General features: G+C 66.5%; 15 protein-coding genes. 8 read left to right on the top strand and 7 right to left on the bottom strand.

Annotation, left to right across the window (positions count from 1 at the left end; translation table 11 throughout):
• Positions 1 to 5 precede the first annotated feature (5 nt).
• The 4 genes from rodA (ACCD07_RS21730) to ACCD07_RS21715 are packed head-to-tail and all read left to right on the top strand — an operon-like array spanning position 6 to position 5,545.
• Positions 6 to 1,118 (top strand): rod shape-determining protein RodA, encoded by a 1,113-nt coding sequence (gene rodA / locus ACCD07_RS21730; RefSeq protein ID WP_176654854.1) that lies wholly within the window; start codon positions 6 to 8, stop codon positions 1,116 to 1,118.
• A complete protein-coding gene (gene rodA, locus ACCD07_RS21725; RefSeq protein ID WP_413448530.1) occupies positions 1,118 to 2,263 on the top strand; it encodes a rod shape-determining protein RodA in 1,146 nt (381 codons plus the stop codon). The genes rodA (ACCD07_RS21730) and rodA (ACCD07_RS21725) overlap by 1 nt, the downstream gene beginning before the upstream one ends.
• Complete coding sequence (gene mrdA / locus ACCD07_RS21720; RefSeq protein WP_413448529.1) at positions 2,260 to 4,329, top strand: penicillin-binding protein 2; 2,070 nt, start codon at positions 2,260 to 2,262, stop codon at positions 4,327 to 4,329. The genes rodA (ACCD07_RS21725) and mrdA overlap by 4 nt, the downstream gene beginning before the upstream one ends.
• Before the next feature lie 34 nt (positions 4,330 to 4,363).
• Positions 4,364 to 5,545 (top strand): septal ring lytic transglycosylase RlpA family protein, encoded by a 1,182-nt coding sequence (locus ACCD07_RS21715; protein WP_413448528.1) that lies wholly within the window; start codon positions 4,364 to 4,366, stop codon positions 5,543 to 5,545.
• Between the two features lie 3 nt (positions 5,546 to 5,548).
• On the opposite strand, the gene ACCD07_RS21710 is transcribed toward ACCD07_RS21715, so the two are convergent.
• The 7 genes from ACCD07_RS21710 to argS are packed head-to-tail and all read right to left on the bottom strand — an operon-like array spanning position 5,549 to position 11,775.
• Positions 5,549 to 6,247 (bottom strand): SPOR domain-containing protein, encoded by a 699-nt coding sequence (locus tag ACCD07_RS21710; RefSeq protein WP_413448527.1) that lies wholly within the window; start codon positions 6,245 to 6,247, stop codon positions 5,549 to 5,551.
• A gap of 17 nt (positions 6,248 to 6,264) precedes the next feature.
• Entirely contained in the window at positions 6,265 to 7,032 is a 768-nt protein-coding gene (locus ACCD07_RS21705) for a type III pantothenate kinase (RefSeq protein ID WP_176654849.1), read from the bottom strand.
• Entirely contained in the window at positions 7,029 to 7,832 is an 804-nt protein-coding gene (locus ACCD07_RS21700; RefSeq protein ID WP_413448526.1) for a biotin--[acetyl-CoA-carboxylase] ligase, read from the bottom strand. The genes ACCD07_RS21705 and ACCD07_RS21700 overlap by 4 nt, the downstream gene beginning before the upstream one ends.
• Positions 7,829 to 8,662, bottom strand: coding sequence for an SDR family oxidoreductase (locus ACCD07_RS21695; protein WP_413448525.1), 834 nt, complete (start codon positions 8,660 to 8,662; stop codon positions 7,829 to 7,831). The genes ACCD07_RS21700 and ACCD07_RS21695 overlap by 4 nt, the downstream gene beginning before the upstream one ends.
• 2 nt (positions 8,663 to 8,664) lie before the next feature.
• The gene (locus ACCD07_RS21690) at positions 8,665 to 9,336 is read right to left on the bottom strand and encodes a thiol:disulfide interchange protein DsbA/DsbL (RefSeq protein WP_413448524.1); all 672 of its coding nucleotides are present in this window, start codon (positions 9,334 to 9,336) and stop codon (positions 8,665 to 8,667) included.
• A gap of 15 nt (positions 9,337 to 9,351) precedes the next feature.
• Positions 9,352 to 10,044: an SPOR domain-containing protein gene (locus ACCD07_RS21685; RefSeq protein ID WP_413448523.1), complete on the bottom strand. Its 693-nt coding sequence runs from the start codon at positions 10,042 to 10,044 to the stop codon at positions 9,352 to 9,354.
• A gap of 21 nt (positions 10,045 to 10,065) precedes the next feature.
• On the bottom strand, positions 10,066 to 11,775 hold the full coding sequence (gene argS / locus ACCD07_RS21680; RefSeq protein WP_413448522.1) for an arginine--tRNA ligase: 1,710 nt from the start codon (positions 11,773 to 11,775) through the stop codon (positions 10,066 to 10,068).
• A 260-nt stretch (positions 11,776 to 12,035) separates the two neighbouring features.
• Here argS and ACCD07_RS21675 point away from each other — a divergent pair, with 260 nt between their 5' ends.
• From ACCD07_RS21675 to ACCD07_RS21660, 4 genes are all read left to right on the top strand, one after another.
• Complete coding sequence (locus ACCD07_RS21675; RefSeq protein ID WP_413448521.1) at positions 12,036 to 12,485, top strand: hypothetical protein; 450 nt, start codon at positions 12,036 to 12,038, stop codon at positions 12,483 to 12,485.
• A gap of 117 nt (positions 12,486 to 12,602) precedes the next feature.
• Complete coding sequence (rsmB, locus tag ACCD07_RS21670) at positions 12,603 to 14,009, top strand: 16S rRNA (cytosine(967)-C(5))-methyltransferase RsmB (protein WP_413448520.1); 1,407 nt, start codon at positions 12,603 to 12,605, stop codon at positions 14,007 to 14,009.
• Positions 14,002 to 14,649: a DUF4390 domain-containing protein gene (locus tag ACCD07_RS21665; RefSeq protein ID WP_353399357.1), complete on the top strand. Its 648-nt coding sequence runs from the start codon at positions 14,002 to 14,004 to the stop codon at positions 14,647 to 14,649. The genes rsmB and ACCD07_RS21665 overlap by 8 nt, the downstream gene beginning before the upstream one ends.
• Positions 14,649 to 16,946, top strand: coding sequence for an ATP-binding protein (locus tag ACCD07_RS21660; RefSeq protein WP_176654840.1), 2,298 nt, complete (start codon positions 14,649 to 14,651; stop codon positions 16,944 to 16,946). The genes ACCD07_RS21665 and ACCD07_RS21660 overlap by 1 nt, the downstream gene beginning before the upstream one ends.
• Positions 16,947 to 16,950: the final 4 nt, after the last annotated feature.

The raw sequence follows: 16,950 nt of genomic DNA, 5'->3' as shown, positions 1-16,950 counted from the left end.
TCAGCATGCGCATCAACGAAAGGCGTTCCCTGTGGCGCCGCCTTCGACCGTACTTTGCCGTCTTCGACATACCGCTCGCGCTGATCATCATGGCGCTGTTGTCGGTCGGCCTGGTCACCTTGTACTCGGCCGGTATCGGCATACCCGGCAAGGTGGAGGACCAGCTGCGCAATATCGTGCTGGCCTTCGTCGTGATGTGGGTCGTGGCCAACGTCACGCCGCAGATGATGATGCGGATCGCGGTGCCGGCCTATGTGGTGGCGGTGGCGCTGCTGGTGGGCGTGGCGCTGTTCGGCACCATCAAACTCGGTGCGCGGCGCTGGCTGCACGTCGGCGTCGATATCCAGCCGTCCGAATTCATGAAGATCGCCATGCCGCTGATGCTGGCGTGGTTCTTCCAGCAGCGCGCCGGCCAGCTGCGCTGGCAGCACTATGTGATCGCCGCCGTGCTGCTGGCGATTCCCGTCGGCCTGATCGTCAAGCAGCCCGACCTCGGCACCGCGCTGCTGGTGGTGGCCGCCGGCTTCTGCGTGATCTTCCTGGCCGGCCTGGCCTGGAAGGCGCTGATGGTGCTGTTCGTCGCCGGCGCCGCCAGCCTGCCGGTGATCTGGTCGGTGATGCACGATTACCAGCGCGAACGCGTGATGACGCTGATCGACCCCACCTCGGACCCGCTGGGCAAAGGCTTCCACATCATCCAGTCGACCATCGCGGTCGGCTCGGGCGGCATCACCGGCAAGGGCTGGACCCACGGCACGCAGGCGCACCTGGAGTTCATCCCCGAGCGCACCACCGACTTCATCTTCGCCGTGTTCTCTGAAGAATTCGGCCTGACCGGCAACCTGGTGCTGATGGTGCTGTACCTGCTGCTGATCGGCCGCGGCCTGGTCATCGCCGGCAACGCGCCGACCTTCTTCACCCGCCTGCTGGCGGGCGCCATCACGATGATTTACTTCACCTACGCCTTCGTCAACATGGGCATGGTCAGCGGCATCCTGCCGGTGGTTGGCGTGCCGTTGCCGTTCATGAGCTACGGCGGCACCGCGCTGCTGACGCTGGGCCTGGGCGCCGGCATCCTGATGAGCATTCAGCGCCACCGCAAGCTGGTGCAGACCTGATGCGCATCCAGGACGGCCGCTCGCTGTGGCAGCGCGCGCGGCCCCATGTGATGGTGTTCGACGCCCAGTTGGCCGTCATCATGCTGATGCTGCTGTCGGTCGGGCTGGTCACGCTGTACTCGGCCGGCATCGCCATTCCGGGCAAGGTGACGGACCAGCTGCGCAATATCTGCATGGCCTTCCTGGTGATGTGGGCGGTGGCGAACATGTCGCCGCAGGCGATGATGCGGCTCGCCGTGCCGGCCTACACGCTGGGCGTGATCCTGCTGCTCGGGGTGGCGCTGTTCGGCGTCGTCAAGGGCGGTTCGCGGCGCTGGCTGAACGTGGGGTTCCAGATCCAGCCTTCCGAATTCATGAAGATCGCCATGCCGCTGATGCTGGCGTGGTACTTCCAGGGCCAGCAGGGGCAACTGCGCTGGCAGTCGTATGCCGTCGCCGCGCTGCTGCTGGCGATCCCCGTCGGGCTGATCGCGCGCCAGCCGGACCTCGGCACGGCGATGCTGGTGGTGGCCGCCGGCGCCTGCGTGATCTTCCTCGGCGGCCTGTCGTGGAAGGCGATGGCGGCGCTGGGCGCCGCAGTCTGCGCCGGACTGCCGCTGCTGTGGGCCGTGATGCATGACTACCAGCGCGACCGCGTGCTGACGCTGATCGATCCCTATCACGACCCGCTGGGCAAGGGCTTCCACATCATCCAGTCGATGATCGCCATCGGCTCGGGCGGCGTCGGCGGCAAGGGCTGGACCCATGGCACGCAGGCGCATTTGGAGTTCATCCCCGAGCGCACCACCGACTTCATCTTCGCCGTCTTCTCGGAGGAATTCGGCCTGACCGGCAACCTGGTGCTGCTGGTGTTGTACCTGCTGCTGATCGCGCGCGGCCTGAAGATCGCGGTGAACGCGCCGACCTTCTTCACCCGCCTGCTGGCCGGCGCCATCACGATGATTTACTTCACCTACGCCTTCGTCAACATGGGCATGGTCAGCGGCATCGTGCCGGTGGTCGGCGTGCCGCTGCCGTTCATGAGCTACGGCGGCACCGCGCTGATGACGCTGGGCCTGGGCGGCGGCATCCTGATGAGCATACAACGCCACAGCCGCGGCATCCGCAGTGGCGCCGCCGTGCCGGCATGGGGCGCGACGGCATGATGGAGATTAAGGATACCGAACGCGAACTGAGCGAATTCCGCACCCGCGTCAACGTGCTGGGGGCGTTGGTGTTTGTCTGTTTCGGCCTGCTGCTGGCGCGCTTCATCTGGCTGCAGGTGATCAAGCACAGCGACTTCGCCGTCAAGGCGGAGGAGAACCGCATCGCCATCGTGCCTGTGGTGCCGAACCGAGGCCTGATTTTGGACCGCAACGGCGTGGTCCTGGCGCGCAATTACTCTGCCTTCACGCTTGAGATCACCCCGGCCAAGCTGACCAACACGCTGGACGAGACCATCGACGCCCTGTCCGAGCTGGTGACGGTAGAGATCAAGGACCGCAAGCGCTTCAAGAAGCTGCTGGAAGATTCCAAGGGCTTCGAGAGCGTGCCGCTGCGCACCCGCCTGACCGACGAGGAGGTGGCGCGCTTCTCTGCGCAGCGCTTCCGCTTCCCTGGTGTCGAGGTGCAGGCGCGCCTGTTCCGCCAGTATCCGCTGGGCGAAACCGCGTCGCACGTGATCGGCTTCATCGGCCGCGTCAGCCGCTCCGAGGCCAAGGCCATCGAGGATACCGACGATGCGGCCAACTACCGGGGCACCGATCATATCGGCAAGGAAGGGCTGGAGAAAAGCTACGAGAAGCAGCTGCACGGCGTAACCGGCTACGAGGAAGTGGAGAAAACGGCGGGCGGCGCGGCGATCCGCACGCTGTCGCGCACGCCGGCGGTGGCGGGCAGTAACCTGATCCTGTCGATCGACATCGAACTGCAGAAGGTGGTCGAGGAGGCGTTCGGCGAGCGGCGCGGCGCGCTGGTGGCGATCGAGCCTTCCACCGGCGATATCCTGGCCTATGTTTCGCGTCCCGGCTACGATCCCAACCTGTTCGTCGACGGCATCGACGCGCAAAGCTGGAACGAGCTCAATACCTCGCTGGACCGGCCGATGGTCAACCGTCCGCTGTCCGGCACCTATGCGCCGGGTTCCACCTTCAAGCCCTTCATGGCGCTGGCCGCGCTGGAACTGGGCAAGCGCCGGCCCGGCGACGTCACCTCCGATCCCGGCTACTACTACCTCGGCGGCCATAAGTTCAACGACGACGTGGTCGGCGGCCATGGTTCGGTCGACATGCGCAAGTCCATCATCGTGTCCTGCAATACCTATTACTACGCGCTGGGCCACGACATGGGCATCGACGCCATCCACGATTTCATGAAGCCTTTCGGTTTCGGCCAGCAGACCGGCATCGACCTGGAAAACGAGAAGACCGGCGTGCTGCCGTCGCAGGACTGGAAGCGCAAGCGTTTCAAGGGTGCGGCAGGAAAGTGGGTGGGTGGTGATACCATTTCGGTCAGCAACGGCTCGGGCTACAACGCCTACACGCCGCTGCAGATCGCCCACGCGGTGGCCAACCTGGCCAACGACGGCGTGGTGATGAAACCGCACCTGGTCAAGATCGTCGAAGACAGCGCCACGCGCGCGCGACAGCTGACCGTGCCGAGGGAAAGCTATCGCATTCCGCTGAAGCAGGAGAATATCGATTTTATCAAGAACGCAATGGTCGGCGTGACCACCGAGGCCGGCGGCACCGGATTCCGCGCCTTCAGCGGCGCGGGCTACACCGTGGGCGGCAAGACCGGCACCGCGCAAGTGATCACCATCAAATCCGGCGAGAAGTACAACGCCGCGAAGCTGGCCGAGCGCCTGCGCGACAATGCCCTGTTCACGGCGTTCGCGCCGGCCGACAAGCCGCGGATCGCGATCGCGCTGGTGGTGGAAAACGCCGGCAAGGGCGGCGCGGAAGCGGCGCCGATCGCGCGCAAGGCGCTGGACTACTACCTGCTGGGCAAGCGCCCGGCGGAGAAGGACACCACCAAGGTGCCCAAGGAAGACGCGGAGACGGTGCTGCCGGTCGAAGGGCAGACGCTGGAAGAGCAGGCGGCGGCCGCCGAGTTCGAGCGGCAGGCGCCGACGCAGCCTGCTGCGCCTACGCCTACGCCTACGCCGGCGCCCGCGACTCCCGCCGCACCGGTGCCGGCCGCTCCGGCCGCGCCAGTGCGGAAAAAACCATGAGGACGACATTATGCATAACATCGTGCGTAACATCATGCGTATAAACCGAAGCCGTATCCTGTTTTGCTTCGCCGCGCTGGCGATGCTGGCGCTGGCCGGCTGCGGCACCGCGCCGACCGTCAACGAACCGGTTTCCAAGACGCCGCGCACCGGCGGGCCGGTGATCAAGTCGCCGTCCACCACCAAGCCTTCCTCCGGCCTGCCCGAGCTGCCGCCCGCCAACTCGGGGCGCGGCGGCTATTACCAGGACGATGGTCCGGGCGACGCGCCGCCGCCTAACCTGGCCGACGTGCCGGACGCCGACGTGCGCAACGATCCGTTGCTGCCGCGCTCCAATCGTCCGTACGTCGTCTTCGGCAAGACCTACACGCCGATCACCGACAACCAGCCGTTCACGCAGATCGGCGTGGGCAGCTGGTACGGTAAGAAATTCCATGGCCAGCGCACCTCGTCCGGAGAAATCTACGACATGTACAAGATGACGGCCGCACATCCGACGCTGCCGATTCCATCCTATGCGCGCCTGACCAACCTGGTGAGCGGCGCCGTGGTCGTCGTGCGCATCAACGATCGCGGCCCGTTCCACGCCAACCGCGCGATCGACGTGTCGTACACGGCGGCGTTGAAACTGGGCTTGCTGGGCAAGGGCAGCCACGAACTGCAGATCGAACGCATCCTGCCGGATGAGGTGGACCGCATGCTTGCCACGCGCGCCGGCGTATCGGGCACGGTGTCGCCGCGCCTGCAGTCGCAATCGCCGTCGCGGCAGGCATCCGGCGGCGGCTTGGGTAACAACGGCTCGGGCTCGCCGCTGATGCTGACGCCGTCGATGTCGCTGACCCAGCCGCTGGTGTTGACGCCGAAGGCCGTGCCGGCAACCGCAACGACGAGCGGGCGGCCGGCCGCCGCGCCGGCAATCGAAGCATTGATGCTGGCCGACCGCGCGCCTGTGGACGAAAATGTGCTGGCCGCCAGCAGCGGCGGCAGCGCCAAGGGCGGCTTCTACCTGCAACTGGGCGCCTATTCGCGCGCCGAGAACGCCGATGCGATACGCAACAAGCTGGCCGGCAGCGGCTTGAATGGATTGGAGGTAGTGCAGAGCGGTCCGGTGCACCGCCTGTTCACCGGGCCGTTCAGCACGCGCCAGGAAGCGCTGCAGGCGGCGCAAGGCCTGCCGACATCACTGAGCCTGAAACCGATCGTGGTCCAGCGCTAGGGTTTATTTGCAGGCGTGTGCTTCGGCGTTCGGGAAGCCGCCGCGGATCTGTTCCAGTTTGGCCTTCAGCGCGCCGTCGACGTCGCGGAACTGGAAGGCCAGCAGCTTGCTGCCGCTCATGCGCGGCGTGATGCGCGCGGTGCGCACGCCCTGTTTCATCAACGCCGCCAGCTGGTTCTGCGCGGCGCTTTCCGACTTGAACACGCCCAGCGAGATCGCCCAGCGCAGCGGCGAATTGTCGGACATGATGAAGTAATTGGTGACGCCCAGCGCGCGCAGTTCGGCGGCCTTCTTGTCGGCGCCTTCCTTGCTGCCCTGCGGCGGCATATGCACGATATAGCTCGATACTTCCGTGCCCGGCAGGTTGTGGCGCGACTGGCGGTCGCCCAGGTTCAGCGGCGCCAGCTGGGTTTCAAAACGGCGCGCGTCGGCGATCAGGAAGCTGCCGATCTCCAGGCAGGCCTGCGCTTCCGGCGCGTCCTTGGCGGCAGCGCTGGCGGCGGCGCTGGCCGCTGCGGCGGTCGCGGCGGATGCGTTGTTGGCCTTTTCCGCCGAGACGATGGCCAGCTTGCCGGCGTTGAGCTGGTTGAGCAGGCGTTGCGGCTCGCGCTCGTTGCCGCTGAAATGGCCGAGATAGCCCCTGCCGTACGCGAACAGCGCGGCATTGATGGCAACCAGCGACCAGAAAATAAATTTCAGCACAAGCTTCCTTCGGTGTCTTACCCGGCGCTGCCGGCGGCAGCATGCAATCCGATCAACACGATATTCTCGACCACACGGTACGGCACTTTCAGCATCGGCGCAATATACGGCGCGGCGCCACCGGAGATGATGCACTCGCTGGCCCCGTGCAGCGCGAACGCGTGCTCGATGGCGCCGCTCTGCGCGGCCAGGCAGCCGCTCAGGATGGCGTCGTCGGTATTGTCGGCGAATCCGTCGGCCAGCTTACCGTCTTGCGCGATTTGCGGCAACTGCGCGGTGTTGCGCGCCAGCGAACTGGCCATCAGGCCCAGGCCCGGCAGGATCATCCCGCCGAGGAACATGCCGTCGCCGGTGACGGCATCGATGGTGGTGGCGGTGCCGCAGTTGGCGACGACGATATCGTGCCCCGGCGCCAGCGCGTGGCCGGCGATGGCGGCGGCGAAACGGTCGCAGCCCAGCTGTCCTGGATTGCGGTAGCCGTTGGTCACGCCGGCCAGCGACGGCAGCGAGGCAAACCAGTCGATCGCGTATTCGGGCAGCAGCATGGCGGGGAAGGTCCGCTGCAGCACGTATTCCAGCTGCACGCGCAGCGCGCCGCCGGCCACGTTGGCGATGATGATGCGGTCCACGCCGCGATCGCCGACCGCTTCGCTCAGGTGCAGTTCAAGGTGCAGCAGGTCGGCGTGCATGACGGCGCCGTGGGCGACCCATGCGCCCAGCTCCGTGCCCGGTTCGGCCAGCGCCCATTTGACGCGGGTATTGCCGGCGTCGATCAGTAAAATCATGATAGTCCGATAGTAGAAGATAAGCGTAGCGATACATCGCCGGACAGCACCTCGGCGCGGCCCTGTTCCGTATCGAGCATCAGGCGGCCGATGGCGTCGACGCCGGCGGCGCGGCCCTGTTGCAGCACCTTGCCGTTGTCGAGGATGACGACTTCCCGGCCTTGCCATGCGTGCAGCCGGTTCCAGCGCTCGGCAAAGGGCGCGAAGCCGGTGTCGTCGAATTCGTCCAGCACGGCGGCCAGGCGGCTGAGCAGGGCGGCCATCAGCTGGTTGCGGTCCATCTTGGCCAGCCACGGCGCGGCGGCGACCTCGCGGCCGATGGCGGCTTCCAGTTCGTCCGGCATGACCAGGTTGATGCCGACGCCGATCACCGCCCAGATGCCGCTGTCGTGGCGGGACGGCTGGGTTTCGACCAGGATCCCGGCCAGTTTTTTACCATCGCGCAGCAGGTCGTTCGGCCATTTGATCTGCACCGGCACGCCGAGCGAGGCGATGGTTTCCGCCAGCGCCACGCCGACCGCCATCGGCAGGCCGGACATCCTTTGCAGCGGGCCCTTGAAGCGCCAGGCCAGCGAGAACATCAGCGCGGCGCCCGGCGCGGACAGCCAGCTGCGGCCGGCGCGGCCGCGGCCAGCGGTCTGGTTGCCGGCGATGCGCAAGGTCGGACCGCGCAAGCCGTCGACGCGGGCCAGCAGGTCGGCGTTGGTGGAGCCGGTTTCTTCGACGAGTTCAATCGCCACGTGCGACGCGCTCGTCGCACAGGCGGCGTTGATGGCGGCGGCGGACATGGTCATGGTCATGGCGGCGTGGCCGGCCCGGGCGGGGCGGCAGTTTCAACAGCGGCGGATGTGCGCGGCTTGTGCGGCGCCTTGCCGAAGGCGAAATCGTAGACCGCATTCGGCAGCGCCCTCAACACCTTGGCGACGACCCCCATCTGCCACGGGATCACCTTGTAGCTGCTGCCTGCGGCAATGGCGCGCACGGCCCGGGCAGCGAATTTTTCCGGCGCCATCAGGAACGGCATCGGGTAGGGATTCACCCTGGTCATCGGCGTGTCGATGTAGCCGGGGCAGAGCGTCACCACCTTGATGCCGTAGGGTTTCATCTCCAGCCGCAGCGATTCGCAGTAGCTGATCACCGCCGCCTTGGAGGCGCTGTACGCTTCGGCGCCGGGCAGGCCGCGTATGCCCGCCACGCTGCCGATGCCGACCAGGCGCGCCGGCGCGCGCTGCGTCCGCATCGCGGCGATGAAGGGCGCGAAGGTGGCGGCGGTGGCGACCACGTTGGTCGCGATCACCGCTTCGAACACGGCGATGTCCTCGGCGAACTCGGTCAGCGTGCCGACCGAGATGCCGGCGTTGGCGATCACCACGTCGACGCCGCCCGCGTAGGCGAGGAAGGCTTGCGCGGCGGCCGCGATGGCGGCGTGGTCGCGCACGTCGGCCGCGTAGGCGCGGTGGCGTTCGGAATTGGGAAGGGTGGCGATCAGCTGGTCCAGCATCTCGCCGCGGCGGGCCAGCAGGCCGAGCGTGGCGCCCTGCGCCGCATATTCGGCGGCGAGGGCCGCGCCCAAGCCGCTCGAGGCGCCGGTGATGAAGACCCGCAGCGGGCCGGCGCCGTGGTCAGGCATGCTTATTTCTTTTCCGCTTTCGCTTTCGCGACCAGGATGTCCATCACCTGCAGGCCTTCGGCGTGCAGTTCCGCTTCGGTGTTGGCGGACTTGGAGCCTTCGTTGGCCATGGTCGGCGAGGTGACGTACTTGCCGTCGATGGCGATCATCGGCCACGAGTCGACGCCGTAGGCGTCCATCATCGAGATCGACTTGCGCACGCTGCCGGCCACGCCGAATCCGCGATAGGTGTCGATGAACTTCTGCTTGTCGATGCCCTGCTTGGCGATGAAATCGAATACCAGCTCGTCACGGTTCATGCGGTTGCGGTTGACGTGCATCTCGTTGAAGATCTTGCTGTGCATGGCGTCGTTCAGCAGGCCCATGGCGCTCAGCGTGAAGAACATCTTTTCCTGCGGCAGGTCGGTGCCGCTGCGCGAGATGTGCATGCGCTTGAAGACTATGGCGTCGCCCTGTTTCTTGACCCATGCGGTCAGCGACGGATCGAAGGCGAAGCAGTGCGGGCAGGCGTAGTCGAAGAACTCCAGCACTTCCACTTTCTTGCCGGTGTCGACCGGCTGCGGCGCCGCCAGCGTCTTGTACTCGACCCCGTTTTTCGGATCGGCGGGGGAGGCCGACGACAGTGCCACAGCGCTCATCATCAGCGCGCCAATTACGAATTTCATCAATCGCATCTTGAGACTCCTGGCTTATTTTTGATTGCGCACGACTGCGACGTCGACGCCGTTTTCGGACAACTTGCTGCGTACCTTGTTCATCGCCTCGACCTGGTTGAACGGGCCCAGGCGCACGCGGTGCAGTACACCGGTGTCGGTGGCGCGGTCCGAGACGTTGGCCTCGAAGCCCAGCAGGGCCAGCTTGGCGCGGGCGCTTTCGGCATCGGCGATTTCACGGAAGGCGCCGGCCTGCAGGTAGTAGATGAATTTGTCGTCGCCGCTGTCCGCAGCGGCGGCCGGAGCTGTCTTGGCCGGCACCGGCGCGACGTTGGCGGCTGCCGGCACGGCTGCCGTCGCAGGCGGTGCCGCTTTAGGCTTTTCTGCCGGCGCAGGCGCTGCGGCCGGCGTGCCCTGGATCTTGTCCACCACCGCCTGCAGCGGATCGCCCGCCGGCGCCTTCGGCGTGTCCTTGGCAAAATCCTTTGCCGCTTCGCGCGCCGCGTCCTTGTTGCCGTACATCGGCTTGTTCGGATCGGCGGCCTGTCCCGCAGTCGGTTCCGTCGCCTTGCTGCTGCGTCCCTTGTCGGTGAACGGCGTCGAGCCCTTGTTGATCACCAAAGCCACGACGACGGCGATCGTCAGGCCGATGACCAGGCCGATCACGATGCCGATGATGGTGTTGCCTTGCTGACGCGAACGCGGGTTAAAGCTGGAGCGGAAATTCATTGTGCGGGATGTCCTTCGCAATTACATTTTATTGGGCGCGGAGACGCCGATCAGCGCCAGGCCGTTGCGCAGCACCTGGCGGGTGGCGACCATCAGCGCGATACGGGCCGCCTTGAGCGCCTCGTCGTCGACCAGCACGCGTTCGGCGAAGTAGAAGCTGTGCAGGTTGGCGGCCAGGTCGCGCAGGTAGAACGCGATCTGGTGCGGGCCCAGTTCCGCCTGCGCGCGCGCCAGCGTTTCCGGGTAGGCGGCCAGCGTGGCCAGCAGCGTCGCCTCGGTCGGCGCGGTCAGCGGCGACAGGTCGACGTTGGCCAGGTCGGCCTCGGCGCCGGTCCACTGCTCCAGCATGCGACAGATGCGCGCGTGGGCGTACTGCACGTAATACACCGGATTCTCGTCCGAGGTCTTCAGCGCGACGTCGACGTCGAACACGAACTCGGTGTCGGCCTTGCGCGAGATGAGGAAGAAGCGCACCGCGTCGCGGCCTTTTTCGATGTCGCCGCCGCCCGACCATTCAATCAGGTCGCGCACGGTCACGTAGGAGCCGGCGCGCTTGGAGATCTTGACTTCCTCGCCGCCCTTCATCACGGTGACCATCTTGTGCAGCACGTAGTCCGGGTAGCCTTGCGGGATGCCGACGTTGACCGCCTGCAGGCCGGCGCGCACGCGGGCGATGGTGCCGTGGTGGTCCGAACCCTGGACGTTGATGGCCTGGGTGTAGCCGCGCTGGAACTTGACGATGTGGTAGGCGACGTCCGGCACGAAGTAGGTGTAGGTGCCGTCCTTCTTGCGCATCACGCGGTTCTTGTCGTCGCCGTAGTCTTCGGTCTTGAGCCACAGCGCGCCTTCTTCCTCGTAGGTCTTGCCGGACTTGTTGAGCATGTCCACGGCCGCATCGACCTTGCCGTCGGCGTACAGCGACGATTCGAGGTAGTAGTTGTCGAACTTGACGCCGAAGGCCTGCAGGTCGATGTCCTGCTCGTTGCGCAGGTAGGTCACGGCGAAGTGGCGGATCGATTCGATGTCCTCGACGTCGCCCGAGGCGGTGGCCGGCGAGCCGTCCGAGGCCGACACGGTTTTCTTCGCCATGAAGTCGGCGGCGATGTCGGCGATGTAGTCGCCGTTGTAGGCCGATTCGGGCCACTGGGCGTCGCCCGGCTTGTAGCCGCGCAGGCGCGCCTGCACAGAGTTGGCCAGCGTCTGGATCTGCACGCCGGCGTCGTTGTAGTAGAACTCGCGGGTCACATCGTAGCCCTGGGAGCCGAACAGCGACGACAGCGCGTCGCCCAGCGCGGCCTGGCGGCCGTGGCCCACGTGCAGCGGGCCGGTCGGGTTGGCCGAGACGAATTCGATGATGACCTTCTTGCCGGCGCCGGCCGCCGAGGCGCCGTAGGACGCGCCTTGCGCCAGCACGGCCTTGACCACGGCCTGCTTGGAGGCGGCGGTGACGCGCAGGTTGATGAAGCCCGGACCGGCGATGTCGGCCGATTCCACCAGGCCCTTGCCGGCCGGGTTGGCCAGCAGCGCGTCGACCACCTTGGTGGCCAGTTCGCGCGGGTTCATTTTCAGCTGCTTGGCCAGTTGCATGGCGATGTTGCAGGCCACGTCGCCATGCGAAGGATCGCGCGGCCGCTCCAGAACGACGTTGGCAGTGACGTCGGTACCGGCCAGGATGGGTGCGAGGGCGGCCTGGAACAGGGCGGTGATATCTTGTTTTTGTTGGGCGAGCATGAGCAGTCTGGCGGCCGGGCCGCGCTAAAAATGTATCCGAAAGCGAAAATGGCCGGCGGCGGGCGCCGGCCAAACAGCGGTAATTATACTGGTTTGCCAAGATGGTGCGTGGGCACGCCGGACGCGTGAAGCAAGAAAGCTGGCTGAAGTCAACGGCGGCTTTCTTCCGTCGCATTACAAAAGTGTAACGCCGCATTCGTTGCCATGGCGCGGATTTGAAAATATGATTTGCGCACATCCACCACCAAACGGAGCACCTCATGTCTGGATTCAAGCACGTGGTACTGGCGGCCGCCCTGCTGGCCTCGGCCCAGGCGCATGCCGGCGACGCCGTCTCCGGCCCGCTGCCCCCGGGGTGGACGCCGTTGCAGGGCGGGGCGACGCTGTCGGGGGCGTTCCGGCAGCCGGGCAGCACCGATGTCGCCGTGCTGGTGCGGCACGGCGGCGGGGATGCATACGGCCTGGCCGTGGTTTCGGCGGCGGGAGGCAAGGCGGCAGGCGTGGTCAAGACCTTCGGCGATGCCCGGGCCAATCCGCCCAGCTTGTCCCTGGTCCGGCCGGGCAGCTACCGGCCCGTGTGCCACGACGGTGGCGATTGCCCGCCGCAGGCCATCGCCAACGAGGCGATCGGCCTGTGCTTCGGCGAAGCCAGCTGCGAGATCATCTATTTCCGTGACGGCGTCCTCCATGAGCTGGTGACGACGGACTGACGCCGGGGCCGGCCCCGGCCGGCATATATGTACCGTTACACTTCGCTTCATGCCCTTGTCATATGCACTGCTGTATACTGCGCGATCACGCCCGCCGGCAATACCTGGAATTAGCATATGAACAAGCAGCGCCCGACGCTCTCCTTAAAGTCCCCCGCAAAGGCTGCAGCGCCCAAGCTGCGCGCCAGCCATGCGCGCGACCTGAAACCGTCGCTGCAAACCAGCTTCCAGACCGGCCTCAAGCCCGATTCGCTGGCCTATAGCCTGATCGGCGCCGCCCAGGCGGTGGCCCAGGTCCGTACCGGCACCAATCTGCCGCAGGCGCTGGCCCAGGTCTGGGCCAAGGGCGACGCCACGCCGCAGGCGCGCGGCGCGATGCAGGACATCGCCTACCGCTGCATGCGCCAGCTGGGCCAGAGCGAAACCCTGATCGGCCTGATGGCGCCGAAGGCCCCGGAACCGCTGGTGGCGGCGCTGCTGGCCTGCGCGCTGGCGCTGATCACCGCGCCGGACGAGGTGCCGCCGTACGAGGAATTCACCGTGGTGGACCAGACCGTGACGGCGGCCGACGCCCATCCGGACACCGCCCGCGCCAAGGGCATGGTCAACGCCGTGCTGCGCCGCCTGCTGCGCGAGCGCAAGGCGCTGCTGGAGACCGCGCTGCTGCAGCCGCTGGCCAAGTGGAACTACCCGCAATGGTGGATCGACGCGGCCAAGGCCGCCTGGCCGCAGGACTGGCAGGGCCTGCTGGCGACCGGCAACACCGCGCCGCCGCTGACCTTGCGCGTCAACGTGCGCAAGACCACGATGGAACAATACCTGGCCACCCTGGACGCGGCCGGCATGGCCGCCGAACAGATCGGCCCGTTCGCCGTGCGGCTGGCCAAGCCGGTCGGCGTGACCTTGATACCGGGCTTTGCCGACGGCGCGGTCTCGGTGCAGGACGCCGGCGCCCAGCTGGCCGCGCCGCTGCTCGATGTCCGGGACGGCATGCGCGTGCTCGACGCCTGCGCCGCGCCGGGCGGCAAGACCTGCCATATATTGGAGCTGGCCGACGCCAGCGTCACCGCGCTGGACGCCGACGCCAAGCGCCTGGCGCGCGTGGGCGAGAACCTCGAGCGGCTGCAACTGCAGGCCACGCTGCGCGCCGCCGACGCCCAGAGCGCCGGATGGTGGGACGGCAAACCGTTCGACCGCATCCTGGCCGACGTGCCGTGCACGGCCTCCGGCATCGTGCGCCGCCACCCGGATATCCGCTGGCTGCGGCGCAAGGGCGACACGCTCCAACTTGCAACACTTTCGTCCAAAATCCTCGACAATCTTTGGCAGATGCTTGCCCCGGGTGGTAAATTGCTATTCGTGACATGTTCCGTGTGGCCGCAGGAATCCGAGGCGCAGGCGGCCGCTTTTGCTGTACGTAATCAGGCTGTGCGGCTCGATGCGCCCGGTCAGTTGCTCCCCGCCGGCGGCTCCGGGCAGGATCACGATGGTTTGTTCTACGCGCTGTTCCAGAAAAATGCGTAACCGTTTTGCCTGTATATTCCCGAGTACGACGCAACCGACGCAACCATTGAGCACCGGCCCACACGTGACACGACGATTTTTTCGCCTCCTGATCGGACAACTGCTGCTGATACTGGCATGCCTGCTGCCGCAGGCGGCAAGCGCCGCCGATGGCGTCGAGATCCGCCGGGCGCTGGTCGAGGCCAGCGACGAGGGCTACCGGCTCAACGCCAAGTACGGCTTCGAGCTGACCAAGGACATGGAGGACGCGCTGGGCTACGGCGTGTCGCTGTACTTCACCACCGAGATCGAATTCACCCGTCCGCGCTGGTACTGGTTCGACGAGAAGGCCATCGTCAAGCGCCAGACCCTGATACTGGGCTACAACGTGCTGACCCGCAGGTACAGCGTCAGCGTCAGCGGCGGCGTCAAGCTCAACTACTGGTCGTCGCTGGAAGAGGCGCTGGAGACGATACGCAACCCGAACCGCTGGGTGGTGGCGCCGCGCGGCGCGCTCAAGGTCGGCGAAACCTATAACGTCAAGCTCAGCATGGGGCTGGACCCCAACTACGTGTCCAAGCCGCTCAAGGTCAACGCCCTCAACAGCAGCGAATGGCGTCTGGCGTCGGACAAGAAAAACTTCCCGTATAAGGCGGAGTAGTGAGCACGGCCCTGCGGTATTTTTCCGTCGTCGGCGGCGCCATTGTCAGTATCCTGCTGTTCCTGCTGGCGTCCGCGTCGGCCAATTCCGGCTTTTTCGACCGCTACTACGCCTGGCTGCTGGGCCTGAACGCGGCTGTGGCCGGCGCCTTGCTGCTGCTGGTGGCGGTGTCGCTGTTCCGCCTGTATGCCCGCTACAAGAGCGGCAAGTTCGGCTCCAAGCTGATGGCCCGGCTGGTGCTGCTGTTTGCCGCCATCGGCGTGCTGCCGGGCCTGGTGATCTTCCTGGTGTCGGTGATGTTTGTTTCCCGGTCGATCGAATCCTGGTTCAACGTGCCGGTCGAGCAGGCGCTGGAATCGGGCATCAACCTGAGCCGCGCCGGCCTGGACGCGGCGTTGGGCGACCTGACCGTGATCGCCCAAAAGACCGTCCAGCAACTGGCCGAGCAACCCTACGGCACCGAGCGCGCCACCCTGGCCGGCCTGGTCAAGGAACAGGCGGGCATGCAGAACGCCATCATCGTCGATGCCGAGGGCGGCCTGGTCGTCAGCGCCCGCGCCAGCCGCAGCGGCAACCTGTCGGCCGACCTGCCGACCCGCGAAATGATGGACAAGGCCAAGAGCGGCGACAGCTACGGCGCGCCCGAGGGCGGCAACGAGCTGCGCAGCAATCTGATCGATGCACCGGTCAACCAGCAGGACAACGCCAACCAGCTGCGCCTGCGGGTGGTGATGGCGATCCCGGACCGGGTGCAGGACAACGGCACCCACCTGGCGCCGCGCTACCTGCAGCTGATCCAGCTGGCGCCGGCCCAGCTGGCCGCCGACGGCGAAACCATCCGCAGCGCCTATTCCGACTACAAGGAGCGCTTCGTGGCCCGCGTCGGCCTGCGCAAGATGTACATCGTCACCCTGACCCTGACCCTGCTGCTGGCCGTGTTCGGCGCCATCGCCAGCGCCTTCCTGATCGCCAGCGACCTGGCCCAGCCGCTGCTGCTGCTGGCCGAGGGCACGCGCGCGGTGGCCGAGGGCGACCTGTCGCCGCGGCCCATCGTCGCCACCTCGGACGAGCTGGGCACGCTGACGCAGTCGTTCAACACCATGACGCGCCAGCTGTCGGACGCGCGCAGCGCCGTCGAGCGCAACCGGGCGGCGCTGCAAAACGCGAAAGCCCACCTGGAATCGGTGCTGGCCAATATGTCGGCCGGCGTGATGGTGCTGGACCACGAATTCCACCTGATCAGCTGCAACGACTCGGTCGAGCGCATCCTGCAGCAGGCCGGCGTGACGATGATAGGGCAGAAGCTCGACGAGATCGAAGGCTTGCAGGAGTTCGGCGGCGCCATCGTGGCCGCGTTTGCCGCGCAGAGCGCGCAATCGGCGGCCGGGCGCAACCTGCAGCGGCTGCACTGGCAGCGCCAGATCGAGGTGCCGCGCCGCAGCGCCAGCCTGGACGACAACGACCTGACCTTGCTGACGCGCGGTTCGCGCCTGCCGGTCGAGGGTGGCGGCAGCGGCTACCTGGTGGTGTTCGACGATATTTCCGACGTCATCTCGGCCCAGCGCTCGATCGCCTGGGGCGAAGTCGCGCGGCGGCTGGCGCACGAGATCAAGAACCCGCTGACGCCGATCCAGCTGTCGGCCGAACGCCTGCAGATGAAGCTCGAAGGCAAGCTGGCGCCGGCCGACGAGGAGCTGCTCAACCGCGGCACGGCCACCATCGTCAACCAGGTGGCGGCGATGAAGCGCATGGTCGACGACTTCCGCGACTACGCCAAGACGCCGCCGGCCGTGCTGCAACCGCTGGACCTGAACGCGCTGGTCGAGGAAATCCTGCACCTGTACCTGAGCGGCGAGGGCGACGACATCATCCACCCGCAGCTGGCGCCCGGCCTGCCGCTGGTGATGGGCGACGCCACCCAGCTGCGCCAGGTGATCCACAACCTGCTGCAGAATTCTCAGGACGCGATGGCCGAGCTGCCGGCCGGCGCGCCGCAACCGCACATTGACGTGATCAGCGAAGCCATTCATTATCAGGGCGCGGACGGCAGCACGCGCACGGCGGTGCGCCTGGCGATCTCCGACAACGGCCCCGGATTCGCGCCGAAGATCCTGGCGCGGGCGTTCGAACCGTATGTCACGTCGAAGGCGCGCGGCACCGGCCTGGGCCTGGCGATGGTGAAAAAAATTATCGATGAACATGGGGGACGGATCGATATCCAGAACCATGTCGATAGAAGTGGCGCGTCGGTATTGATTTTGCTGTTAAAGTTAGCACCGGCGACGCAAAATACCTAGTTTC

It is taken from the genome of Duganella sp. Dugasp56, assembly GCF_047304105.1.
Classification (GTDB): Bacteria; Pseudomonadota; Gammaproteobacteria; order Burkholderiales; family Burkholderiaceae_D; genus Rugamonas; species Rugamonas hordei.
This window is presented reverse-complemented; position numbering and strand designations above follow the sequence as displayed.